Source organism: Tardiphaga sp. 285_C5_N1_2 (assembly GCF_052076065.1).
In the GTDB taxonomy this organism is placed as follows: Bacteria; Pseudomonadota; Alphaproteobacteria; order Rhizobiales; family Xanthobacteraceae; genus Tardiphaga; species Tardiphaga robiniae.
The window spans coordinates 2,857,798-2,879,240 of the sequence record NZ_CP197241.1; the positions used below are offsets into that span (position 1 = coordinate 2,857,798).

Sequence of the window (21,443 nt, forward strand, 5' to 3'; positions counted from 1 at the left end):
ACTGAGGTGAACTGCTGCGACTCGGTCATCCCCCATGTCGCCTCATCATGCCCGCGCAGATACGCCTTCAGCGCCCGTTAACCCTGCGCCGGGCTGGCATCGCCTCGCCGGCGCCGCATTGTCATCGCCGTTGCGCCGCGATCGCTCCGCGCAACTGCGTAAAATGTTGCAACGACGCATCACTACAGCTCCGAATGAAAAGCCGACCGCGAATCTCTTTGACTGTGCGGCCCCCCGTGCCGTCTGTAGTTCGCGGGGGAATAAGGACCACCACGATGATTGAGACCGTCACTGCACTCTTCGGATTTCTCAGCGCCGGCATTCTGGCCGCTCACGCCTATGACGGTTACCGCGCCCGCTTCTAAGCGCGCGACGATTTCGCGACACGGCCGCTCAGCCACCTCGCAACTCGGCTAGTTGGTGCGCCTGCAGCCACTGCGCTGCTCTGATCGAGACATTCGGCTTCGATGAAAGCTGTTTACGACGAAACAAGACTGAAACACGATTCTCCAGAACCGCTTTGAACGCGCCCGACGAGGGCAGCGACTGATGGGCAGGGACACAGCAAAGCGCTCGCGCGCCCACCCAATGGAGAAGATCTATGTTTCGCAAAGTAACCCTCGGACTGATCGCTGCAGCCTCGCTCGGTGCAGCCGCCCTCGCCCCCAGCGCTGCATCGGCCCATAGCTGGCATGTCGGTGGCTGGCACGGTGGATGGGGTGGCTACGGTCACCACGCCTTCTATGGCGGGCCCACCTTCTATGTCGGCGGCCTGACCGACGGCTGCCTGCAGCGCCGCGTGGTGGAAACCCGCCGCGGGCCGCGCGTCCGGACCGTCAACGTCTGCGCCTACTGATCGCATCACGTTACGGAAAGCCCGGCCGCCCAACGGCCGGGCTTTTTGCTGCCGTACTCAGGTATTGTTCTGCTTCTGTTGCCCCCCGGTGACAGCCAAGGTCAGCGTTTCCAGCTAAAGCTTGTGTCGAATTCGCTCAATATCTTCAGAGCGATGGAAGGTCCTGGATGCGAACCCTTTGGCTGGCCGCGATCATCGCAGCGTCGGGCGCGGTGAATGCCGCTGCTGCCGACCTGCAGTCGCGCGTCTGGACCAAGACGCCCGCGACGACCGAAGCAGGCTATAGCTGGGGCGGCTGGTATGTCGGCGGCAACGCCGGCGGTTCCTGGGGCCAGAGCAACGTCTCCAACGCTTTCGTCAATGGCACCGCGCCGATCGCAAACCAGCAGGCAATTGCGGCTGCCTCGCCGCGCCTCAATCCCGATGGCTTCACCGGCGGCGGTCAGGTCGGCTACAATCATCAGGTGGACCGCTGGTTGTTTGGCGTCGAGGCCGACGCGAACTATTTCGGCCTGAAGCAGTCGCGCGGTTTCACTGCGCCTTTCCCGGCCGGTGGTTCGTTCACCACCACAAACTCCGTAACGAGTGATTGGCTGGTCACGCTGCGCCCGCGCGTTGGTTACACGGTCGATCGTACGCTTTTCTACGCAACCGGCGGCCTCGCGCTCACCGAGTTGAATTTCGCCTCCTCGCTAACCGACACGACTGGCCAGAACGAAACCGCGTCACTGTCAAAGACCGTGGCAGGCTGGACCATCGGCGCCGGTATCGAACACGCGTTCACCAAAAACTGGTCGGCGAAGGTCGAATATCTCCATACCGATTTCGGCAAGCAATCGGTCTCGGCTCCGACCTTCACCGGACCAGGCGCTGCCACCGGTATCATTGCCCACGATATCGACCTGAAGACCAATACGGTACGCGGCGGACTGAACTATCATTTCGGCGGCCCGTCGGTCGCACGCTACTGATCGCTTAAAGATCTCCAAACAAAAGGCCCTCGCTAGCGAGGGCCTTTTGTTTGGAGATGCGTGCGCCGGTCAGCCGGTCATCGCCAGAACGCGGCTTTCGACCGGATACGGCTCCACGGTGATCGTCCAGCGCAGTGGCCAGCAGGTCAGATCCGGACGAACGGCGTGAACATAGCCGTTGACGAAAACGCTGTCGGCATCGTCGCTGAATCGCTCGTCGATCAACTCGCCATGAAGATGCGCCATCCGGCAACGGCGCATCTGCGCGTACTTCGTCGTTTCGTATTTGGCCAAATCGGGCCTCCCCAACGTCGCAATGTCCCCATCGGGAACTCTGGGCGACTCGCGGTTAACAAAGCCTCAAGCGGATCCGCGACGGTATCGGGCTGGAGTGCGCGTATCAAAAATGCGCAAAGCCCCCGACTTTCATCGATTCGATTCACGGCTGCTTCAAGAATGCAGAACAGTGTGGCGCCAATATTATTGGAGCGTCCCATGTTCATGATCGCGAGCATTCTGACGGTCGCTGCCGGTGTGTTTTACGCAGCGAGTATCAACAACAGCAGATGGGCGATGCAGGTGTGCCACTACGGCGACATATTCTGCATGAACCCGTCATGGCTTGTCATCGCCGCCGTCCTGTCCATCATCTGGGCATTCTTTTTGCGCGTCGATCGACTGTAGTCGTTCGATCAGCAGACGACCTGGTCCGCAACGAGTTCAGCGGGCTTGAGGTGTTGCCGGCGCGGCGCCAAACGCAGCGATTTCGACGTGGCACAATGTGGACAGCCAAAGGTGCGAATTTCACCGCCCTCTTCGTCCGTCTCGATCTTGATCAGATAAACTTGGGTCCTGCAGCCCGAACATTTCAGATGTTCGGTGCGAATGTTATCGTTCAGATGAACTCTGCGGGTGCCGGACATCTGCAGTCTCCGAAAACCGATGACAGCCTGCCCAGACTATCGCGTTTTCACGCATGCCGAGCGCCGAAATAGACAACCTGTAATTGCTTAAAAGAATCTCTGCGCCCTTAAGGAATCGCCGCCGTATTGAGCTACCTTGTTCCGGCAGGATTATCCAGATTGCGGGTTCCACGCGATACGTCTTTTCACGCAGTTTAGAGTATATCTAAATTCTTCGATTGCGGTTCATCTTCACACAACTATAGATGTTGATGGATCGATCTGCTCGACGACCCTGGAATGTCGCAATGCACAAGCGATATCAGCCGCTCAATATCCCCATCGAGATCGTTCGCACCGTGGTGGCGATTGCGGAAACCGGCAGCCTGACCAAGGCCGCCGAACGGCTGGGCCTGAGCCAACCCGCTGTCAGTTCTCAGATCAAGCGCATTCAGACCATGGTGGGAGGCAACCTCTTCACCAAAACGGTCAACGGCACGACGGCTACCCAGCTCGGCAAGCTGGTGCTGCATCAGGCCAGACGGATTCTGGAAGCCAACGACCAGATGTTGCGGATTGGCGGCGTGGCGCATCTTCCGCAACCGATCCGGTTTGGACTGAGCACCCTGTTCGTGCAGGATTTCTTCAGCCATCAGACCTCCCAAAGCCTGGCCGATCTGGTCATTCACACTGACAACTCGGTGGGCATCACCAAAGGCCTGATCGATGGCTATATCGATATCGCCTACATTCTCGAAAATCCGGAAATGAGCAGCGAGATATCGCACCTGATCGTCAACGAGGCCGATGAGGAGTTCGTGTGGGTGCGCGCAAAGGACTTCGTCCTCAGTTCGGGCGCGCCGATCCCCATTCTGACATGGCCGGGCGACGATCTGATGATCCGAACCCTGACGCGCCACGGTCTGTCCTACAAGATCGTATTCAACAGTCCCGACTATCACGCCAAGTTGGCGGCTGTGGAAAGCGGCATCGGCATCACCGCGATCCCGAAGCGGATGATTCCGCCTACACTTGTCTGGGCGCAGGAATATTATCTGCCACACCTGCCGCCCGTCAAAGCGTTGCTGTGTGCGCGCTCGAACCTGGAAACAATGCAGAGCACGGAATTGCTCAACGAGATCTCGTCGCGCTTTTTCAAACCGCCGGCCATGGTGAACCCTGTAGTTCACCCATGACCGTGAGGCCGGCCGCAATCTCCATCGGCAGTCAGCGTGGCACGAGATAGTATTCGTCCCATTCGCTACGCGGCACCTCGGTGCCGAGCTGATAGGCAAAGGATTTGACGTCGAGCCCGTCAGGGCTGGTCTCGCAGACATAGGACAGCCTGTACCACTTGCCCCCGCTGCGGATGGCACCGCCCGGCGCTTTGATCTGGTTGCCTCGAATGACCGGATCGGCAAACGCGTAGGCCACGAACTCGTCCGGCTTGTATCCCTTGTGCTCGCGGCCCACGGAGCCCATCGCACGCGCATCGCAACGCTGCTCCAGACGGGTTTCCGGCGACAGTTTGAGCATCTGATCGGTCCGGGACGACGCTGCATGTAGGGGAGATTGGGCAGCGACGCCGACAAAGGCAACAACTGTGAACATTAGTTTTCTCATTGCCTTAGGCCAATTACCTTATTTAACTTACGAGGATTTTGTGGCGCGAACCTACCATGTTCGCACGTGCAAAAAACCCCGCTCGTGTTACCGGCGGGGTTACAAATTCGCGATCGTCAGCCGATCCGTTTGAATGTCAGCAACTGATGAAATTCCGATGGCGAGAATTGGCGGCCACCGAGACCGGAGATACTGACCCGCCACCCCGCATCGTTGAGCGTCCGGGCCTGCGCGACGGCGACGTCCGGAATGATCCGATGCGTCACCATGCTCTGATCATTGCGCGTCGCGTGGATGGTGAAGATATCGCCCCGCCGTGAAGCCGCAGGGATATCGGATGCTTTAAGATCACTGTCAGAGAACACGGTCGCCAACGCCAGCCTCCATCATCAGTCAAAGCCCGATGTGATTGTGCAGCGCACGTGGTTAACTAATTATTACAGCAGCGCGCGCGCCGTCAGGATTTGAAGACGCCCGTGATCTTGTTCCAGAGCGATGAGCCGTCGTCGTTATCGTGTTTCGACCGGTCCGGCTGCGTAGCACTCACAGGATCCGAAGCCGGGAAACTGTCCTTCAGGCCGGTCTTGAGTTCCTCAGACGTTTTGCGATCAGCACGCGCCGCCTCCTTCACGCCAACAGCGTATTTGTCGTGGGGTGCGGGATCGAATTTCTCAGCCATGATCGTCTCCTTCATCTGATGAACGAAAAACGTCCCCGTGGCCAAGAGGTTCCTCTCTGCGGCGATTAGTCGAGACCGCGCTCGCGGCTGAGGCCGACCATCTCCTGGATGAACAGCGCCTTCTGCTTGTCATCCAGCGTGGCGAATAGCGGCTCCGCGGCATCGGCAACGGCGCGCTGATCGACGGCCCGGTCGTTGAGGAACTGAGCCTCGTTGCGCATCTGCTCGATGATGTCATCCGGCGGATCGCGCTTGGCGCGGGCAATGCGCAGTTTGAGACGCTCCGCGCCGTTATTGCCGAGCGTATGCATGGCGTTGCTAAAACCGGCCCAGTTCTTTTCCTGCTCCGGCGTCAGGTTGAGCGACGTCTTGATACGGCTAGTGTTGGCGTCGCTACTCGCGACGATCTGCTCGGCGGTCAGTTCCGGCTCCGCCGCGGGTTGAGCGCCCTTCTTGCCCTTCTTGGCGGCCTTGGTTTGTTTGGCGCTCGACTGCCCGCCCACGGGACCGCGAACATTGTTCGAGGGCACGCCCAGCACGCCGCCGACAACGCCCACGACGCCGCCGATCGCTCCACCGAGAACGCCCCCGATCGGCCCAGCCGCACGATTGCCGTCTCTTGCGCCTTGCTGCACGCCCTGGACCAGCCCCTGCGCGTGGACCGCTGCGGAATTTCCGAGCAGCAGAACGGCGGCGGCGCACAGCACATGGCGCAGTGGTCGATGCGTGCGCTTGGGCAAATTCATTCTGGTCATCATCGTCTCCTCACCGCAATTTCGCGGCGCAGCAAATCACTTGTGATCATCAGCAACCATAGTGGCTTCAACACGGCCAAGTCCACACGCCACGTCTCCGCCAATGGTAGACCTCATCGAGCCAAGCCTGTTAGATAACGCCCGCGCGGCCCCTGGCGGGTGCGCAACAACGTAGAATGCTTCAAGGGGTGGAAATGGCGACCAACAAGAAGAAACTTCTGATCACCGAGTCGATGTCGACCCAGGGAATGGACCTGTTCAATGCACGCGATGACATCGAAGTGGTCAAGTTCAGCAATCTGATTTCCGCTGCCGACTACATCAAGCTGATTGAGCAACACGCACCGGTGCACGGCACCGCGCTCGGCGCCACGCGGTTCGGCGAGTCCGAACTCGAAGCCTGCAAGGACATGAAGGTGGTGGCGCGCATCGGCGTCGGCTACGACGCGGTCGATGTGCCGGCGCTGTCCAAGCGCAAGGTGCCGCTGATGATTGCTGGCACCGCCAACTCGCCCTCGGTTGCGGAACAGGCGCTGTTCATGATGCTGACGCTCGCCAAGCGCGCAGTCGAACTGCATGCCATGGTCAAGGAAGGCAAATGGGCGTCGCGCTTCGGAGCGCTACCATTCGACCTGTTCGGCAAGACCGTGCTGGTGGTCGGCTTCGGCCGCATTGGCACCCGCACCGCCAAGCGCTGCCAGGCGATGGAAATGAACGTGCTGGTCTATGACCCCTATGTCTCAGCCGATACAATCAAGGCTGCCGGCTGCGAGCCTGTCAGCGATCTCGACGCGGCCCTGCCTCGTGCGGACTTTGTCAGCCTGCATTGCCCGAAGACTCCGGAGACGACCGGCCTGTTCAACGCTGCACGGATCGCCCGCATGAAGCCGTCGGCCTATCTCATCAACACCGCGCGTGGCGGCATCATCGTCGAGGCCGCGCTGCATGACGCGCTGGTCTCGGGCAAGCTCGCCGGCGCCGGCCTCGACGTGTTCGAAGCCGAACCGCCGCCGCTCGGTCACGCGCTGTTCGAACTGCCGAACGTGATCATCGCGCCGCATGTCGCCGGCGTGACGCGTGAAGCACTCGACCGCATGGGCGCGCAAACCGCGCGCAACATGCTCAGCGTGCTCGACGGCGAGCCGATCAAGCAAAATGCCGTCAACGCGGACGTGTTCGGCTGAACCGTCGATTGCTGGCGCGGATGATTGATCCGCGCTAGCACTGCCGCAGTCCTCACCAGAGTACCCCGCGATGGCATTCAAGGAATACGGCGATCACGACGCGCTCGGCCTTGCCGGGCTGGTGCGCAGCAAGCAGGTCAGCCCGCGCGAACTGCTCGATGAGGCGGTGGCGCGCACCGAGCGCGTCAATCCCCGGATCAACGCTGTCGTGGTGCGCCATGAGGACTATGCGCGGCGCCAGATCGACGAGGGGTTGCCCGACGGGCCGTTCACCGGCGTGCCATTCCTGCTGAAAGATCTCGAACTCCTCGACGGCACGCGCACGACCTTCGGGGCCAGTCTCTACAAGGACTTCGTCGCCGATCACACCGGCACCCTCGCCCAGCGCTTCCTCAAGGCCGGCCTGACGATATTCGGCAAGAGCGCGAGCCCCGAATTCGGGCTCATGCCGACGACCGAATGCCGGCTGCATGGACCGACGCGCAATCCCTGGAATACCGATTATGCATCAGGCGGCTCGTCCGGCGGCGCAGCCGCTGCCGTGGCTGCACGGATCCTGCCGGTCGCCCATGCCAGCGACGGCGGAGGTTCGATCCGTATTCCAGCCTCGGCCTGCGGCGTGTTCGGTCTGAAGCCGACCCGCGCTCGCAATCCGACAGGTCCTGACAAGGCCGAAGGCTGGGGCGGCTTTTCCTGCGGCCACGTCGTGAGCATCAGCGTGCGCGACAGCGCCGCGATGCTCGATGCTGTTCACGGGCCTGAACTGACCAGCCCCTATATGGCGCCCGCACCGGAACGTCCCTTCCTCGATGAAGTCAGCCGTGGTCCCGGCAGGCTGCGCATCTTCTTCACCGACAAGTCGCCCTATGGCGATGCAATCGATCCGAAGTCGCCGCTGCCGTCCGCGATGTCGCCAAGTTACTCGAAGCACAGGGGCATCATGTCGAAGAACGCGCGCCGGTGCTGCCGCTCGACCCTGCGCAAGTGATTGCGGCGATCGTGTCGGCCAATACAGCGGTGACCGTGCAGTTCGCGGAGAAGAAGTTCGGCCGCCCGATGACCTCGGATGATTTCGAGAAACTCACACTCGGCAGCGCGCACAATGCCCGCAAGGCAAGCGCAGTCGACTACGTAACAGCACTGCAGAACGCATTCCAGATCTCCCGCAGCGTCACCGAATTCTTTACCGGCTGCGATATCTTCCTGTCGCCGACGCTCTGCACACCGCCGATCAGGATCGGCGAGATCGATACGATGTCGGACGATCTCGGCCATGTGGCGCCTTTGCTGCGCCGCTACATGCCAGGCACCAGTATGGCCAATATGACCGGCCAGCCGTCCATGTCGGTGCCCCTGGCCTGGAGCAGCAAAGGCCTGCCGATCGGTATGATGTTCACGGCGCATTTCGGCGACGAGGCCATGCTGTTCCGTCTAGCTGGGCAACTCGAGCAGATCCGGCCCTGGAAAGACAGGCGTCCGCCGATCTCTGCCTAAAAACAGCCACAGCGATTACCAAAATGAAACCACAGCCGATTACATATCGGCCTATGTGGACGTTGCGTAATTGCGGGGAGGCGCATTTCAATGACCCAGAACGATCCGACCGATCACGCCCTCGCGGCCATTGCGAGCATTCTCGACCGCAAGGAAGCGGAATCGCAAGTGGCCGAACACGGCGACACCGAGCCCGCTTCGATCACCGTCGTCACTGAAACCGTGGTCACCGAGACTGTATCCGTCATGGTCGCCGCCGAGCCCGAAGCGCCGCTCGTCGAACACGAGTCGCCCTCCACGGTTCCAGAGGCCCTCGAGGTCGATGGCTACTCTCGTCTCGGTCCGGGTCCGCTCGATGCCATCCGCTTTCGCTGGACCGCACGCCGCGACGACGATGGCCAGTATTTCGTCGATGAAACCATCGGCAGTTCACGGCCGATTTCGTCAGGCCCGATGCCGCGTGACGAAATCATCGATTTCATCGATGGGCGCGAGCGCGCCGCCCGCGATCGTTTCGAGACGCTGAAGAGCCAGATGACCGTGGGCAGCAACGTCTCGCGCTACAGCGACTACTGACGAAAGCCAGACTTCAGTCGACGCCGCCGTCCAGTGGCGGCGTTGGGGCCTGTCAGGCTGCCTGAAACGGCATATGTCCGGCGCATGATTGAACCACTTCTTCAGTCGGCGCCACACACCAAAGCAATTGCAATTCCCCCTGAGTGACGCGGATCACAGTGTTCAGGCGCATCCGCGGCGCTGTTCAGGGGCAGGATTTCAACCGCCTTGGAGGACACATGAAGCCGCTCTTCGCCCTCGCCGCCATCCTGCTGACCAGCACCGCCGCTCAGGCTGGCGACAGCTACTCATTCGACATCGGTGGCCGCACCATTACCATCGAAGCGCCAAGCGACTGCAATTCGACGGACTGCATCTCGGTGTCCATTCCCGGCGTCTACGAATATGGCACCAAGCGCAGCAAGCGCGAGCGTGACCGCGAGACGCGCGAGCAGGCCCCCAACACTCCGCGATCCGAACAGACGGCCAAGCCTGTGGAGACGCAGAAGCCCGTTGTCGCCCCAAAGGAGGCGGCAGCTCCGGCGACTCCTGTCACGCCATCCGTCGCAGTAGCCCCGCAGCCTGCCCCGGCTCCCGCGCCTGCCGAGAAATCTGCGCCCTCTACGGTCATCGCCAACGCACCGCCCACAGATCCAGTCAACAAGCAGGATGCGCCCACACCGGTTACGCCTGCCGCGGCGGCAACGCCGCTCGGCATCTGGATGACCGAGAAGAAGGAAGGCAAGGTTCGCATCGAACAATGCGGCGCCAATCTGTGCGGCTATTCGATGAATGCCAAAACCGAGGCCAATGGGGAGAAAGTGCTGATCAACATGAAGCCCGGCAACAACAAATGGGCGGGAAAGATCTTCGATCCGAACAGCGGCAGCACCTACGAATCGACCATCGCTCTGAAGGGCAGCGACACGCTGCGTGTTCAGGGCTGTGCCTTCGGCGGCATGTTCTGCGGCGGACAGACCTGGACGCGGGTGAACTGATCCCAGCCGACGCTGCTCATCGATTGAAAGGTCCAACATCCCCTGTAAGCTGATCGTAACGCGGTGCGCCCCTGAACAGTGCGCTTCGCGATACAAACGGGGAGACGTCATGATCCGGATCACCGCCGCCTGGCTTGCGGCCTGCCTGCTGCTTGCCGCGCCCTTGCATGCACAGACGCCGGCCCCTGCGCCCTCACCGTCCCGCCTCGACGATATCATTGCCCGGGGGACGCTCCGCGTTGGATTGACCGGCGACTACATGCCGTTCAGCGCGTTCGATCCTGTCACGACATCGTTCAAGGGCTTCGACGTCGAGATGGCGGAGGCGCTCGGAAAAGCACTCGGCGTCAAGGTCGACTATGTGAAGACCAGCTGGCCAAAACTGTCAGCAGACTTTGCGGCAGACCAGTTCGATGTGGTGATGGGCGGCGTGTCGATCACCCTCGACCGGCAGAAGAAGGGCGTGTTCTCGACCCCGATCATGCGCGAGGGCAAGACGCCGATCGCGCGCTGTGCCGATACAGGGAAATTCGGCACGCTCGCGGAGATAGATCGGCCGGGTATCAAGGTGATCGTGAATCCGGGCGGCACCAATGAGCGCTTTGCACGGACGCATATCAAGTCAGCCGAGATCACCGTCTTCAACGACAATACCCGTATCTTCGACGAGATCGCACAAGGCCGTGCCGACCTGATGATGACCGATGCGTCAGAGACCCGCTATCAGCAGAAGCTGCATCACGGCGTGCTCTGCGCTGTGCACCCGGACACGCCGTTCGATTTTGCCGAGAAGGCCTATTGGCTCCAGCGCGATGTGGCGCTGAAGGCCTTCGTCGATCAGTGGCTGCACATCATGCAGGAAGACGGCAGTTTCCGTGCGACCGTCAACCGCTGGTTCGAGTGACCGGAGGCAATCGGCGCGCCGGCTGCAAAGCCGGCGCACGCGATGTGACAGCCTCTATCCATTACGGAACGCGTAGCCGTATCCATTCAGCGCCGGCGCGCCGCCGAGATGTGCATAGAGCACCTTGGATCCTTCAGGGAAGTAACCCTTCTGCACGAGGTCGATCATCCCCTGCATCGATTTCCCTTCATAGACAGGGTCGGTGATCATGCCCTCGAGGCGCGCGCAGAGACGGATGGCGTCCTTGGTCTCTTCCGACGGCACGCCGTAAACGGGATAGGCGTAGTCCTCGATCAGCACCACATCATCGTCGACGAGGTCTTTGCCTAATTTGACCAGCTTGGCGGTGTTCTGCGCGATCTCAAGTACCTGCGCCTTGGTCTGGACCGGTGTGAAAGATGCGTCGATACCAATGACCCTGCGCTGGCGGTCGTCCTTGGCGAAACCCACCAGCATGCCGGCATGGGTCGAGCCGGTCACGGTGCAGACGACAATGTAGTCGAACGCAAAGCCGAGCTCCTTCTCCTGCGCCCGGACTTCTTCGGCAAAGCCGACATAGCCGAGACCGCCGAATTTGTGCACGGAGGCACCGGCCGGAATGGCGTAGGGTTTGCCGCCCTTGGCCTTCACATCTTCGATCGCCTCTTCCCAGCTATGACGGATGCCGATGTCAAAGCCTTCGTCGACGAGCTGCACATCCGCGCCCATGATCCGGCTGAGCATGATATTGCCGACACGGTCGTAGACGGCATCCTCATGTGGCACCCAGCTCTCCTGCACCAGCCGGCACTTCATGCCGATCTTGGCCGCAACGGCCGCAACCATGCGTGTATGATTGGACTGTACGCCGCCGATCGATACCAGCGTATCGGCATTCGACGCGATGGCATCGGGGATAATGTATTCGAGCTTGCGCAGCTTGTTGCCGCCATAGGCTAGCCCGGAATTGCAGTCCTCGCGCTTGGCGTAGAGTTCGACCTTACCGCCGAGATGGGCCGAGAGCTTCTCCAGCTTCTCGATATAGGTGGGTCCAAAGGTGAGCGGATAGCGTTCGAAGCCTTCGAGCATGTGACACCTGTTGTCGTGAAAACTGGCGGTACAGCTAGCATTTTCGGTGCGGAAGGTGCTTTCAAAGATATGGCTGTATTCTGCTATATATCGTACCATATCCATCTGAACTGGAAGTAAGACGCATTAAATTCCAAAAATTCGGAAGATTCTTTCATGGCAGAAAATCTGGATAAAATCGGACTTCGCATGCTGCATTTGCTGCAGAAAGACGGGCGTCTGAGCAACGCCGATCTGGCGGCCAAGGTGAATGTCAGTCCCGCCACATGTCATCGCCGCACGCAGCAGCTGTTTGACGAGGGCTATATCAGGAATACGCGCGCCATCATTGCGCCCGAGAAGGTCAACCGCGGCGCGCTGGTTATGGTCGGTGTCGTGCTCGATCGCTCGACGCCGGAAAGCTTTGCGGTATTTGAAAAGGCGGTGGCCAAACTGAAATTTGTTCTCGATTGCCACCTGGTCGCCGGCGACTTCGACTATTTCCTAAAAATCCGCGTCGGCGACATGGCCGATTTCAATCGTATCCACGGCACGCAACTCATCGCACTGCCCGGCGTCCGTCAGACCCGGACCTTTTTCGTCATGAAAGAGGTGGTGGACAATGCGCCGCTAGACTTTTGAACCCAGCGCTCGCCCCCGTACCCGGTGATGCCTGGCCGCCCTAGCCGACCGGCTTCGCATATTGTTCGTCGCTGACCTTTTCCATCCAGTCCGCGGTCTTGCCGTCGAGCGCTTCCTGCATGGCGATATGGGTCATGCCGGTGGTCGGCGCCGCGCCGTGCCAGTGTTTCTCGCCCGGTGGAATCCAGACGGTGTCGCCCGGCTTGATCTCAACGACTGACTGACCTTCGGTCTGAAAGCGCCCGACGCCTGCGATGACATAGAGCGTCTGCCCGAACGGATGCGTGTGCCAGGCCGTGCGTGCGCCGGGCTCGAAGCTGACGCGGAATGTCACAAGCCGCGCCGGCGCTTCCGCGACAATGACCGGATCCTGCCAGACCGTGCCTGTGAAGTATTCCTCTGGCGCCCTTTTGGTCGGGCGCGAACCTGCGGGGAAAAGCTTCATGGCACGGTCTCCAATCTCTGGCCCTCATGGTGAAGAGGCGCGCAGCGCCGTCTCGAACCATGAGGGATGAACACTCCCTCGCCCTTCGAGACGCGGCCAAGCGGCCGCTCCTCAGGATGAGGGTATTGAGTTGGTTGATTACTTCTTCGACGCGGCGTAGCGCGCCTTGGTCTCGGCATTCATCGGATACAGGCCGGGTAGCGTGGCGCCGTTATTCACCTCGTTGACGATCCAGGCTTCCATGCGCTCCTGCTCGGCGCCTTCGGCGAGGATGAGATCGAGGAAGGCCTTCGGGATCACGACAGCGCCGTCCTGGTCGGCGACGATGACGTCGTCCGGGAAGATGGCAACGCCGCCGCAGCCGATCGGTTCACCCCAGCCGACAAAGGTCAGGCCGGCAACTGACGGCGGAGCGGCATAGCCGTCGCACCACACCGGCAGATTGGTGCCGAGCACGCCTTCGATATCACGCACCACACCGTCGGTGATCAGCGCAGCGACGCCACGCTTCTGCATGCGGGCGCAGAGGATGTCGCCGAAGATGCCGGCGTCGGTGATGCCCATGGCGTCGACCACGGCGATGCAGCCTTCCGGCATGGCTTCGATGGCGGTGCGGGTCGAGATCGGCGACGACCACGATTCCGGGGTCGCGAGATCCTCGCGCGCCGGCACAAAACGCAGCGTAAAGGCCGGACCGACGAGACGGGGCTGACCGGGGCGCAGCGGCTTGGCGCCGCGCAGCCAGACATTGCGCAGGCCCTTCTTCAGGAGAACGGTGGTGATGGTCGCGGTGGTGACCTTCGACAGGGTGGCAATGGCTTCGGGTGTCAGGGACATACGCAGGGCTCTTCAGGTCAGAGGGTGCAGGACGTTGGACTTACGGCGGCGCATCTTGCGGTGGAATGCCAGCGCGTCAAGGGCTGCCGTCTCAAAGCGCCATGCAATGTGATGAAACCTCTGCGATCAGTACGGCTTATCGCCAACATGCGTATTAATTTATTGAAGATGCACGGCTATTTTCAGATTGCGAATTCCACTCGCTGGTAAAACGCGCTATGCATGGTCGTCCAATACTGACGTTGTGAGGCCATGGTCGCAGCTCTCTCCCCGCCCCGCATCCTCCCCAGTGGCGATGCTGCCATCACCGTCGAATTCAGCCGCACCATCGACGAGGAAGCCAACCGCCGGGTGCTGGCGCTCGACAAACTCGTCGCGTCGGCCGGCCTTGCTGCCGTCACCGAAACCGTGCCGACCTATCGCTCCCTGCTGGTGCATTACGATCCCTTGCAGATCGGCTTCGACGCTTTGGGTGAGAAACTGACCGAACTGGCGCTGCAGCCACTCCCCGAAGCCAAGGCGGCCCGGCGCTGGCGCATCCCCGTCGCCTATGGCGGCGAGAACGGCATCGATCTCGAAGACGTCGCGAAGGCGCTCAACATCACGCCGGACGAAGTCGTCGCACGCCATGTAGGCGGCGACTACAAGGTGGCGATGATCGGCTTCACGCCGGGCTGGTCCTATCTCAGCGGGCTGCCGAGTTCGATGCAGATGTCGCGCCGGCAGAATCCCCGGCTGCTGACACCGCCCGGCACGATCTCCATCGGTGGTATTCAGACCGGCGTGCAATGCCTCGCCGGCCCCAGTGGCTGGCATCTCTTGGGGCGCACCGCCGTGCGCACCTATCAGCTCGGCCGCGATCCAACATTTCTTCTGGAACCTGGCGACGCCATCACTTTCGCCGCTGTCGACGAGAAAACCTTTGCCGAGCAGGACCGCGCGGCCGAAGCCGGCGCATTCGTCGCGGAGCTGATCGCGTCATGAGCAAGCTCATCGTCACCTCCGTAAGCCCCGGCACATCCGTGCAGGATGTCGGCCGCTTCGGCGCACAGCGCTATGGCCTGGTGCCATCGGGCGCCGTCGATCGACTGGCGATGGCCGCCGCCAATGCCCTGCTCGGCAACACGCTGTTCGCCGCCACCATTGAACTCGGCCCGCTCAATTCAGTCTTCACCGCCAAAGGCGGCGCCGTTCGTGTGTCGCTGACCGGCGCGACACGGCCGGCCGATATCGCGGGCACCCCCTTCAACGTCAATACCTCCGTCACGCTGGCCGATGGCGAGAGCCTCAATCTCGGCGTCGCCCGCGCCGGCACCTTCGGCTATCTCGCCATCGAAGGCGGCGTACGCGGCGAGCCGATGTTCGGCAGCCTGGCCGTGAACGCCCGCGCCGGTCTCGGCAGTCCCTATCCGCGCCCGCTGCAGGCCGGTGACGAATTGCTGGTGGCGGCTGCAAGCAGCGCCAACGAGAAGCGCATCGATTTGCCTGCGCCGGCCGAAGGTCCGATCCGCGTGGTGCTTGGACCACAAGACGATGAATTCGGTGACGCCAAAGAATTGTTCCTCAGCAGCGAGTGGAAGATCTCGGCGACCAGCGACCGCATGGGCTATCGCCTCGAAGGCCCCGTCATCAAACATCTGCACGGGCACAACATCGTTTCCGACGGCACCGTGAACGGCTCGATCCAGGTACCCGGCAACGGCCAGCCCATCGTGCTGATGCCTGACCGTGGCACATCAGGCGGCTATCCGAAAATCGCGACCGTGATCTCGACGGATCTCGGCCGGTTCGGCCAGACCCAGCCGGGCCGCGCTTTCCGCTTTAAAGCCATCACCATGGCCGAGGCGCAGGCGGAATATCGCGCCTTCGCCGAACTGCTGCAGAGCCTGCCCGGCCGTGTCCATGATTCCAACATCCTGATGTTGGACATCAAGGCGCTGCTGTCGTCCAATGTCGCTGGTGTCGCCGTCAGTGCAACCGATGACAATACGTGGCAGGCACCGCAAACGGCAGACGCGCAAGACTGATTCCGAATCCTACTCACGAAAGAGCACGACCATGGCGACCATCGATCTGAACTGCGACCTCGGCGAAAGCTTCGGCATGTGGGAGATGGGCAACGACGCCGCGATGATCGACCTCGCGTCCTCCGTGAACATCGCCTGCGGCTATCATGCCGGCGATGCCGATGTGATGCGCAAGACGGTGCAGCTCGCCAAGGCGCGCAACGTCAAGATCGGCGCGCATCCCGGCTATCGCGACCTGCACGGTTTCGGCCGCCGGCCTATCGTCGGTCTCACCGCACTCGAGATCGAGAACCTGATCGCGTACCAGATCGGCGCCTTGCAGGCGATCGCCGCCATGGAAGGCTACAAGGTCACCCATGTGAAAGCTCACGGCGCGATCTCCAACGTCGCTTGCGAGGACGACATGACCGCCCGCGCCATCGCCGCCAGCATCAAGGCGGTCGACCGAAATCTGACCTTCGTGGTGCTGGCGAATTCCAAGCTCGTGACCGCAGGCGAAGCCGCCGGACTCCCGTTGGCACATGAAGTGTTCGCCGACCGCGCCTACGAGGACAACGGCAATCTCGTTTCCCGCAAGAAGCCCGGCGCGGTGCTGCATGATCCGGTGATGGTTGCTGATCGTGTGGTGAAGATGGCACAGACCGGGGAAGTCATCTCGATCACTGGCAAGGTGATCAAGATGAAGATGGACACCGTGTGCATTCACGGCGACACGCCGGGAGCCGTCGAACTTGGCCGCCATGTACGAGATGGGCTGAAGGCGGCGGGGATCGATGTGGCGCCGTTCAAGACGGCGCTTTAGTTCGTAAACAAAACGCCGTCATGCCCGGCGAATGCCGGGTATCCACGCCTTGGCCACAAGCAAAGACGTGGATAGCCGGGACAAGCCCGGCCATGACGACCGAGAGGACAGGGATCATCCCCCCTATCGATCGTTCAACATCCCCTCATGTGGCAGTCCCTCGATCGGGCATTCCTCGACACCGACCGTCGGCCGCGTGAAGGCCTCGACATTCTCGCGCGCCTTGTCGGGATTGTTGACCCAGTTCGCGTAGAAATCGAACGGACAGGCTGCGACCCCCTTGTTGCTTTCGCCGGAATTGATCGTGCCGGTGTAGCCGCGATGCAGCAGCTTGAAGAGATGGTTCTCCGACTGCCCGGTGCGGCGCGCGTCGCGGATCAATGACTTCGACAGTGCCGCATATTGAATGCCGTAATCCTCTTCGCCGCATTCGCCGAGGGTACGGCCATCGAAGCCGATGATTGCCGAATGACCGAAATACGAATAGACGCCGTCGAAGCCTGAGGCATTGGCAACGGCAACATAGGTGTTGTTGGCCCAGGCCATCGCCTTGGCCATCAGCACCTGCTGGTCTTTCGCCGGATACATGTAGCCCTGGCAGCGCACGATCAGTTCCGCGCCCTTCATGGCGCAATCGCGCCAGATTTCGGGATAGTTGCCGTCGTCACAAATGATCAGCGAAATCTTCAGGCCCTTCGGCCCCTCGGAGACATAAGTGCAATTGCCGGGATACCAGCCTTCGATGGGCACCCATGGCATGATCTTGCGATATTTCTGAACGATCTCGCCCTTGTCGTTCATCAGGATCAGCGTGTTGTACGGCGCCTTGTGCGGATGCTGCTCGTGCCGCTCGCCGGTCAACGAGAACACGCCCCAGACCTTGGCCTTGCGGCAGGCTGCCGCGAAAATCTCTGTCTCGTCGCCGGGCACGATCGAGGCGGTCTCGTACATCTCCTTGGAGTCGTACATGATGCCCTGGGTCGAATATTCCGGGAACACCACCAGATCCATGCCGGGCAGACCGATCTTCATGCCGACGATCATGTCGGCGATCTTCTGCGCATTGGCCAACACCTCGGCCTTCGTGTGAAGCCGCGGCATCTTGTAATTCACGACGGCGACGCCGACCGCGTCCTTGCTGGATGAAATATCGCCGTGATGCATCTGCGCAGGTCTCCGTTGCCGGGCGATGGTGGGCCGACGGAGGGAGACCGGGAATACGTGGATTTACGGATGTGCGGGTTGTGGCTCTGGCGACAGCGAGACGTCCTCGATGCAAACACCGTCATGGCCGGACTTGTCCCGGCCATCCGCGCCTTTACTGCTTGCGGCACAGACGTGGATGCCCGGGACAAGCCCGGGCATGACAGAGTTTAAGTAGCAATTGCCGGGTCTGGATCGAGAGTCTACAGGCCCGTACCCTTCCCGATGGCATCGTTGAACGATCGATCCACGATCGCATTGGCATCGAGCTTCTGCTTGATCAGTCCGCTGCGCAGATAGAGATCGATGGTCTTCTGCTCATCCGCGGCGACGCCATCGTCGATCGGTGCGATGCGGATTTTTGCGCGTGTCAGCCAGTTCAGCGGCACCGACGGCGCCACGTTCATCAGCTTGCCCCAGGTCTGCGCGTAAGCATCCGCGTTCTTCAGCGCCCAAGCGCGCGCCGCAGTGAGGCGGCGGAGATAGTCCTCGAGTTCGGCATGCTTGTCGCGGATCGCATTCGGCGTCGCCACGACAAAGCTCAGCCCCGATGTCAGGCCCTCGGCATTCAGCAGGACACGCGACTGGAACAGCACCTCTTCCTGGCTCACATAGGGCTCCCAGGTCGACCACGCATCGACTGAGCCGCGGGTATAAGCGACCTTGGCATCCGACGGAGCGAGGAACACGATCTGCACATCGCTCGCCGTCCAGCCCTTTTGTTCCAGCGCGGCGAGAATGAGCTGATGCCCGATCGAACCGCGGCCGGTGGCGATTTTCTTGCCCTTCAGATCGTCGAAGCTCTTGATCGTCGAGTCCTTCGGTACCAGCACGGCGAGACCGTCGCCGGTCTGCCGGATCGCGCCGATTGCCTTGACCGGCACATTGGCCGCCGCGGCAAACGTAAAGGGCGCATCGCCGACCAGCCCGCTATCGAGCGCGCCGGCACCGAGCGCTTCCAGCAGCGGCGCTGCCGCGGCGAATTCCTTCCACTCGATCTTGTAGGGCACGTCTTTCAGCACGCCGGATGCTTCCATCACGGCGCGTGCATTGCCCTTCTGGTCGCCGACGATCAGCGTGGTCTCGGCGTGGGCGGTGCCGGCGAAAGCCGCGAGGATCAGGCCGGCGGCGAGGATGAGCCGTTTCATGCTGCGACAACTCCCTTGGCGGCGTCGCGCGCCGCAATCAGTTCGCGGGTGCGCGGGATCAGTTCGCGGCCGTAATCGATGGCGTCGATCAGGGGATCGAAGCCGCGGATCAGGAAATGGCTGACGCCGAGATCGTAGTAGTCGGCGAAGACTTCGGCGACCTGCTCGGGCGTGCCGACCAGCGCGGTGGTGTTGCTGTTGGCGCCGGTGAGCGCCGCCATCTCGGTCCACAGCCGCTTGTCGATGCGGGTGCCCTGCTCGGCCAGCGCCAGCAGACGCTTCGCACCGGCGGTGGCGTGGCCATCGGCCGGCTTGCGATAGCCGGTCTTGTCCTGCAGCGCGGTGGCGCGGGCGAGAATGTCGTCGGCCTTGGCCCAGGCTTTCTCCTCGGTATCGGCGATGATCGGGCGCACCGACAGGCTGAAACGCGGCGCCGAACGACCATACTTGGCAGCAGCGGCCCGCACGCGGCCGGTGACGTCGCGCACTTGGGCGTAGGATTCACCCCACAGCGCGAACGTATCGGCATGTTTGCCCGACACGTCGATGGCCGCATCTGACGCGCCGCCGACGAAGACATGGATCGGCACGGTCGGCTTCACCTGTGAAAAGCCACCCTCGACCTGGTAGTATTTGCCGTTGTAATCAAACGGCTTCTCGCTCGTCCATTCCTGCTTGATGATGTCGAGCCACTCGCCGGTGCGGGCATAACGCTCGTCCTTGTCGTCGAGCGTATTGCCGTCCTGCCGTAGCTCCTTGGCATTGCCGCCGGTGATGACATGCAGCGAGACGCGGCCATGGTGGAAATTCTCGATGGTGGCCAGTTGGCGGGCGATAACGGTTGGCGCAGTAAAGCCTGGACGCTGTGCGATCATCACTTTCAGCTTCTCGGTCACGCCGAGCGCATGCTGGGCGACCTGCAGGCCGTCCGGCGAGGTCGAATGGAAGGCGAGCAGCGCGCGGTCGAACCCGGCGAGCTCATGCGCCTTCGCGACGGTTTCGATATAGCTGGGATCGAGCACCGGGCCGGAGCGCACGCGGGTCTCGGATGCGTCATTGTTGGTGATGAAGCCGATGAATTCGACGGACATGGTTGTCTCCACTGCTGCTGTTGTTCAGATGCCGAGCGCGATGCGTCCGGCGGAAATCTTGGTGCTGTCGTCCTGCGGCGTGTGCACGCGGCCACACAGCACGTCGCGATAATGCCGCTCCAGCGGATTGGCGCGGGTCAGTCCGTGATTGCTGGTCAGCGACAGCGCATCCTCGACGGCTGCCACGGCATTGTTGGTGACGGTGAGCTTGAGGATGTTCGCCTCAACCGGCGTCAGCGTAACACCGTCATCGATATCCCGTGCGAAGGTCTCCAGCAGCCGCGCATTCACCGCGAGCTTTGCCTCGATGTTGCCGACGATCTCCTGCGCCCGCGGCAGCGTCGCCAGCGGCGCGCCGAGGCTCGATGGCGTGCGTGTCTTCAGAAAGTCGATCAGCCAGTCGCGCGCCGCCCGCGCCACGCCGTCATAGACCGCACCGACGAGCACGGCCTGGATGGTCGCCTGCGACACATCCGGCGCGCCCCATTCGCTGGGACGGCGCAGATCCACCTCGTTGTCGAGCGGAATGAGCACGTCGTCGAACACGACGTCATGGCTGCCGCTGGCGCGCAGACCGAGATGATCCCAGGTCTCGACGATCTCGGTACCCGGCAGACCCGCCGGCACCAGAAAGACGCCGACCCGCACGTCGGGCTCGTCCGTCTTCGCCCATACAGTGTACCATTTGAGGATCGGCGCACCGGTCGAATAGATCTTGCGGCCGGTAATGCGCCAGCCTTCGGCGGTGCGCTTCGCTGTGGTTTGAGGCAGACCGCCCCGCGATGGCGATCCCTGATCGGGCTCGACGCGCAATGCGTTGATCAGCGCCAGGCCATTCACGGCGTCGCGCGACACGCGCTGCGCCAGATGCGCAGGCCAATTGCCATTCCGCGTGATGACCAGATGGTGGATATAGTGCATCGCCAATACGAGCGCGGTTGCGGCATCGGCCTTGCCGACCGCGTTCACGACGCGCGCAGCCTCGCGCACCCCGGCACCCGCGCCGCCCAAGGCCTTTGGCACCGGCAGCGCCAGAAGGCCCGCCTCGGACAGTTCCTGAAAATTCTCGAATGGAAAACTTGCCGCACGATCATGCAGCGTCGCGCGCTCGGCAAAGCCCGGTGCGAGCAAATTAACCCTATCGATAATGCTGGGAACCGCGTCCATATCGTATTGCTTTCGGCTTCTCTAACCCTAGAGAATGCCGTTCGGCAGGCGTTACAAGCGGTACCCGGAAATAACGACAGCGGGACTGACGGGCCTCAGACCCACAGGTGAAA

General features: G+C 61.7%; 26 protein-coding genes and 1 pseudogene. 14 read left to right on the top strand and 13 right to left on the bottom strand.

What is annotated here, in order from left to right:
- Positions 1 to 601 precede the first annotated feature (601 nt).
- Together AB7951_RS13670 and AB7951_RS13675 are read left to right on the top strand one after the other, a co-directional pair.
- Positions 602 to 856: a hypothetical protein gene (locus AB7951_RS13670; RefSeq protein ID WP_068731748.1), complete on the top strand. Its 255-nt coding sequence runs from the start codon at positions 602 to 604 to the stop codon at positions 854 to 856.
- A gap of 167 nt (positions 857 to 1,023) precedes the next feature.
- Positions 1,024 to 1,827: an outer membrane protein gene (locus AB7951_RS13675; protein WP_120289759.1), complete on the top strand. Its 804-nt coding sequence runs from the start codon at positions 1,024 to 1,026 to the stop codon at positions 1,825 to 1,827.
- A gap of 69 nt (positions 1,828 to 1,896) precedes the next feature.
- On the opposite strand, the gene AB7951_RS13680 is transcribed toward AB7951_RS13675, so the two are convergent.
- Positions 1,897 to 2,121, bottom strand: coding sequence for a hypothetical protein (locus tag AB7951_RS13680; protein WP_068731744.1), 225 nt, complete (start codon positions 2,119 to 2,121; stop codon positions 1,897 to 1,899).
- Between the two features lie 201 nt (positions 2,122 to 2,322).
- Here AB7951_RS13680 and AB7951_RS13685 point away from each other — a divergent pair, with 201 nt between their 5' ends.
- Positions 2,323 to 2,511, top strand: coding sequence for a hypothetical protein (locus tag AB7951_RS13685; protein WP_092142869.1), 189 nt, complete (start codon positions 2,323 to 2,325; stop codon positions 2,509 to 2,511).
- Between the two features lie 8 nt (positions 2,512 to 2,519).
- Here the strand turns inward: AB7951_RS13685 and AB7951_RS13690 are convergent, their stop codons facing one another.
- Positions 2,520 to 2,750, bottom strand: a complete 231-nt coding sequence (locus AB7951_RS13690; protein WP_120289761.1) for a hypothetical protein — start codon at positions 2,748 to 2,750, stop codon at positions 2,520 to 2,522.
- Positions 2,751 to 3,088: 338 nt separating this feature from the next.
- Here AB7951_RS13690 and AB7951_RS13695 point away from each other — a divergent pair, with 338 nt between their 5' ends.
- Positions 3,089 to 3,925: a LysR family transcriptional regulator gene (locus AB7951_RS13695; RefSeq protein WP_439061589.1), complete on the top strand. Its 837-nt coding sequence runs from the start codon at positions 3,089 to 3,091 to the stop codon at positions 3,923 to 3,925.
- A gap of 31 nt (positions 3,926 to 3,956) precedes the next feature.
- Here AB7951_RS13695 and AB7951_RS13700 read toward each other — a convergent pair whose 3' ends face one another.
- From AB7951_RS13700 to AB7951_RS13715, 4 genes are all read right to left on the bottom strand, one after another.
- Positions 3,957 to 4,340 carry a DUF930 domain-containing protein gene (locus tag AB7951_RS13700; protein WP_441255831.1) on the bottom strand — a complete coding sequence of 128 codons (384 nt, stop codon included), beginning with the start codon at positions 4,338 to 4,340 and terminating at the stop codon, positions 3,957 to 3,959.
- 128 nt (positions 4,341 to 4,468) lie between these two features.
- A complete protein-coding gene (locus AB7951_RS13705) occupies positions 4,469 to 4,726 on the bottom strand; it encodes a hypothetical protein (protein ID WP_441255832.1) in 258 nt (85 codons plus the stop codon).
- An 83-nt stretch (positions 4,727 to 4,809) separates the two neighbouring features.
- Positions 4,810 to 5,031 (bottom strand): hypothetical protein, encoded by a 222-nt coding sequence (locus AB7951_RS13710; protein WP_120290333.1) that lies wholly within the window; start codon positions 5,029 to 5,031, stop codon positions 4,810 to 4,812.
- A 65-nt stretch (positions 5,032 to 5,096) separates the two neighbouring features.
- Positions 5,097 to 5,786 (bottom strand): Spy/CpxP family protein refolding chaperone, encoded by a 690-nt coding sequence (locus tag AB7951_RS13715; protein ID WP_420878703.1) that lies wholly within the window; start codon positions 5,784 to 5,786, stop codon positions 5,097 to 5,099.
- Between the two features lie 194 nt (positions 5,787 to 5,980).
- Here AB7951_RS13715 and AB7951_RS13720 point away from each other — a divergent pair, with 194 nt between their 5' ends.
- The 6 genes and pseudogenes from AB7951_RS13720 (at position 5,981) to AB7951_RS13745 (ending at position 10,921) form a co-directional block, all read left to right on the top strand.
- Positions 5,981 to 6,970, top strand: a complete 990-nt coding sequence (locus AB7951_RS13720) for a hydroxyacid dehydrogenase (RefSeq protein WP_089264355.1) — start codon at positions 5,981 to 5,983, stop codon at positions 6,968 to 6,970.
- A gap of 70 nt (positions 6,971 to 7,040) precedes the next feature.
- Positions 7,041 to 7,958, top strand: coding sequence for an amidase family protein (locus tag AB7951_RS13725; RefSeq protein WP_441255833.1), 918 nt, complete (start codon positions 7,041 to 7,043; stop codon positions 7,956 to 7,958).
- Positions 7,913 to 8,464, top strand: a pseudogene (locus AB7951_RS13730) (amidase family protein); the annotation flags it as partial. The gene AB7951_RS13725 and the pseudogene AB7951_RS13730, both read left to right, overlap by 46 nt.
- A gap of 90 nt (positions 8,465 to 8,554) precedes the next feature.
- The gene (locus AB7951_RS13735) at positions 8,555 to 9,040 is read left to right on the top strand and encodes a hypothetical protein (protein ID WP_120289773.1); all 486 of its coding nucleotides are present in this window, start codon (positions 8,555 to 8,557) and stop codon (positions 9,038 to 9,040) included.
- A 218-nt stretch (positions 9,041 to 9,258) separates the two neighbouring features.
- Positions 9,259 to 10,017: a DUF2147 domain-containing protein gene (locus tag AB7951_RS13740; RefSeq protein ID WP_120289775.1), complete on the top strand. Its 759-nt coding sequence runs from the start codon at positions 9,259 to 9,261 to the stop codon at positions 10,015 to 10,017.
- Positions 10,018 to 10,126: 109 nt separating this feature from the next.
- Positions 10,127 to 10,921 carry a transporter substrate-binding domain-containing protein gene (locus AB7951_RS13745; RefSeq protein ID WP_120289777.1) on the top strand — a complete coding sequence of 265 codons (795 nt, stop codon included), beginning with the start codon at positions 10,127 to 10,129 and terminating at the stop codon, positions 10,919 to 10,921.
- Positions 10,922 to 10,975: 54 nt separating this feature from the next.
- On the opposite strand, the gene AB7951_RS13750 is transcribed toward AB7951_RS13745, so the two are convergent.
- Positions 10,976 to 11,989, bottom strand: a complete 1,014-nt coding sequence (locus AB7951_RS13750; RefSeq protein WP_120289779.1) for a 1-aminocyclopropane-1-carboxylate deaminase — start codon at positions 11,987 to 11,989, stop codon at positions 10,976 to 10,978.
- A gap of 156 nt (positions 11,990 to 12,145) precedes the next feature.
- On the opposite strand from AB7951_RS13750, the gene AB7951_RS13755 reads away from it, so the two are divergent.
- Complete coding sequence (locus tag AB7951_RS13755) at positions 12,146 to 12,610, top strand: Lrp/AsnC family transcriptional regulator (protein WP_089264361.1); 465 nt, start codon at positions 12,146 to 12,148, stop codon at positions 12,608 to 12,610.
- A 40-nt stretch (positions 12,611 to 12,650) separates the two neighbouring features.
- Here AB7951_RS13755 and AB7951_RS13760 read toward each other — a convergent pair whose 3' ends face one another.
- A complete protein-coding gene (locus tag AB7951_RS13760) occupies positions 12,651 to 13,055 on the bottom strand; it encodes a (R)-mandelonitrile lyase (protein ID WP_120289781.1) in 405 nt (134 codons plus the stop codon).
- 138 nt (positions 13,056 to 13,193) lie between these two features.
- On the bottom strand, positions 13,194 to 13,892 hold the full coding sequence (locus tag AB7951_RS13765; RefSeq protein WP_089264363.1) for a ribonuclease activity regulator RraA: 699 nt from the start codon (positions 13,890 to 13,892) through the stop codon (positions 13,194 to 13,196).
- A 252-nt stretch (positions 13,893 to 14,144) separates the two neighbouring features.
- Between AB7951_RS13765 and pxpB the strand changes: the two genes are divergently transcribed.
- Genes pxpB through AB7951_RS13780 form a run of 3 tightly spaced genes read left to right on the top strand, consistent with a single transcriptional unit; the run spans position 14,145 to position 16,721 of the window.
- Positions 14,145 to 14,876, top strand: coding sequence for a 5-oxoprolinase subunit PxpB (gene pxpB / locus AB7951_RS13770; RefSeq protein ID WP_089264364.1), 732 nt, complete (start codon positions 14,145 to 14,147; stop codon positions 14,874 to 14,876).
- The gene (locus AB7951_RS13775) at positions 14,873 to 15,919 is read left to right on the top strand and encodes a biotin-dependent carboxyltransferase family protein (RefSeq protein WP_120289783.1); all 1,047 of its coding nucleotides are present in this window, start codon (positions 14,873 to 14,875) and stop codon (positions 15,917 to 15,919) included. The genes pxpB and AB7951_RS13775 overlap by 4 nt, the downstream gene beginning before the upstream one ends.
- 31 nt (positions 15,920 to 15,950) lie before the next feature.
- Positions 15,951 to 16,721, top strand: a complete 771-nt coding sequence (locus AB7951_RS13780) for a 5-oxoprolinase subunit PxpA (protein ID WP_120289785.1) — start codon at positions 15,951 to 15,953, stop codon at positions 16,719 to 16,721.
- A 123-nt stretch (positions 16,722 to 16,844) separates the two neighbouring features.
- Here the strand turns inward: AB7951_RS13780 and AB7951_RS13785 are convergent, their stop codons facing one another.
- From AB7951_RS13785 to AB7951_RS13800, 4 genes are all read right to left on the bottom strand, one after another.
- Entirely contained in the window at positions 16,845 to 17,885 is a 1,041-nt protein-coding gene (locus AB7951_RS13785) for an aliphatic amidase (protein WP_120289787.1), read from the bottom strand.
- A gap of 242 nt (positions 17,886 to 18,127) precedes the next feature.
- Positions 18,128 to 19,072 carry an ABC transporter substrate-binding protein gene (locus tag AB7951_RS13790; protein WP_120289789.1) on the bottom strand — a complete coding sequence of 315 codons (945 nt, stop codon included), beginning with the start codon at positions 19,070 to 19,072 and terminating at the stop codon, positions 18,128 to 18,130.
- The gene (locus AB7951_RS13795) at positions 19,069 to 20,163 is read right to left on the bottom strand and encodes an LLM class flavin-dependent oxidoreductase (protein ID WP_120289791.1); all 1,095 of its coding nucleotides are present in this window, start codon (positions 20,161 to 20,163) and stop codon (positions 19,069 to 19,071) included. Before AB7951_RS13795 ends, AB7951_RS13790 begins: the two co-directional genes overlap by 4 nt.
- A 24-nt stretch (positions 20,164 to 20,187) precedes the next feature.
- Complete coding sequence (locus AB7951_RS13800) at positions 20,188 to 21,330, bottom strand: acyl-CoA dehydrogenase family protein (protein WP_120289793.1); 1,143 nt, start codon at positions 21,328 to 21,330, stop codon at positions 20,188 to 20,190.
- Between the last annotated feature and the right edge of the window lie 113 nt (positions 21,331 to 21,443).

Bases quoted from the DNA above. Each gene is read 5' to 3' on its own strand.
- AB7951_RS13775 (WP_120289783.1), top strand. From the start codon at position 14,873: ATGAGCAAGCTCATCGTCACCTCCGTAAGCCCCGGCACATCCGTGCAG.
- AB7951_RS13785 (WP_120289787.1), bottom strand. From the start codon at position 17,885: ATGCATCACGGCGATATTTCATCCAGCAAGGACGCGGTCGGCGTCGCC.
- AB7951_RS13670 (WP_068731748.1), top strand. From the start codon at position 602: ATGTTTCGCAAAGTAACCCTCGGACTGATCGCTGCAGCCTCGCTCGGT.
- AB7951_RS13755 (WP_089264361.1), top strand. From the start codon at position 12,146: ATGGCAGAAAATCTGGATAAAATCGGACTTCGCATGCTGCATTTGCTG.
- AB7951_RS13760 (WP_120289781.1), bottom strand. From the start codon at position 13,055: ATGAAGCTTTTCCCCGCAGGTTCGCGCCCGACCAAAAGGGCGCCAGAG.
- AB7951_RS13790 (WP_120289789.1), bottom strand. From the start codon at position 19,072: ATGAAACGGCTCATCCTCGCCGCCGGCCTGATCCTCGCGGCTTTCGCC.
- AB7951_RS13715 (WP_420878703.1), bottom strand. From the start codon at position 5,786: ATGACCAGAATGAATTTGCCCAAGCGCACGCATCGACCACTGCGCCAT.
- AB7951_RS13780 (WP_120289785.1), top strand. From the start codon at position 15,951: ATGGCGACCATCGATCTGAACTGCGACCTCGGCGAAAGCTTCGGCATG.
- AB7951_RS13740 (WP_120289775.1), top strand. From the start codon at position 9,259: ATGAAGCCGCTCTTCGCCCTCGCCGCCATCCTGCTGACCAGCACCGCC.
- AB7951_RS13685 (WP_092142869.1), top strand. From the start codon at position 2,323: ATGTTCATGATCGCGAGCATTCTGACGGTCGCTGCCGGTGTGTTTTAC.
- AB7951_RS13700 (WP_441255831.1), bottom strand. From the start codon at position 4,340: ATGTTCACAGTTGTTGCCTTTGTCGGCGTCGCTGCCCAATCTCCCCTA.
- AB7951_RS13710 (WP_120290333.1), bottom strand. From the start codon at position 5,031: ATGGCTGAGAAATTCGATCCCGCACCCCACGACAAATACGCTGTTGGC.
- AB7951_RS13720 (WP_089264355.1), top strand. From the start codon at position 5,981: ATGGCGACCAACAAGAAGAAACTTCTGATCACCGAGTCGATGTCGACC.
- AB7951_RS13690 (WP_120289761.1), bottom strand. From the start codon at position 2,750: ATGTCCGGCACCCGCAGAGTTCATCTGAACGATAACATTCGCACCGAA.
- AB7951_RS13675 (WP_120289759.1), top strand. From the start codon at position 1,024: ATGCGAACCCTTTGGCTGGCCGCGATCATCGCAGCGTCGGGCGCGGTG.
- AB7951_RS13750 (WP_120289779.1), bottom strand. From the start codon at position 11,989: ATGCTCGAAGGCTTCGAACGCTATCCGCTCACCTTTGGACCCACCTAT.
- AB7951_RS13725 (WP_441255833.1), top strand. From the start codon at position 7,041: ATGGCATTCAAGGAATACGGCGATCACGACGCGCTCGGCCTTGCCGGG.
- pxpB (WP_089264364.1), top strand. From the start codon at position 14,145: ATGGTCGCAGCTCTCTCCCCGCCCCGCATCCTCCCCAGTGGCGATGCT.
- AB7951_RS13795 (WP_120289791.1), bottom strand. From the start codon at position 20,163: ATGTCCGTCGAATTCATCGGCTTCATCACCAACAATGACGCATCCGAG.
- AB7951_RS13745 (WP_120289777.1), top strand. From the start codon at position 10,127: ATGATCCGGATCACCGCCGCCTGGCTTGCGGCCTGCCTGCTGCTTGCC.
- AB7951_RS13735 (WP_120289773.1), top strand. From the start codon at position 8,555: ATGACCCAGAACGATCCGACCGATCACGCCCTCGCGGCCATTGCGAGC.
- AB7951_RS13800 (WP_120289793.1), bottom strand. From the start codon at position 21,330: ATGGACGCGGTTCCCAGCATTATCGATAGGGTTAATTTGCTCGCACCG.
- AB7951_RS13765 (WP_089264363.1), bottom strand. From the start codon at position 13,892: ATGTCCCTGACACCCGAAGCCATTGCCACCCTGTCGAAGGTCACCACC.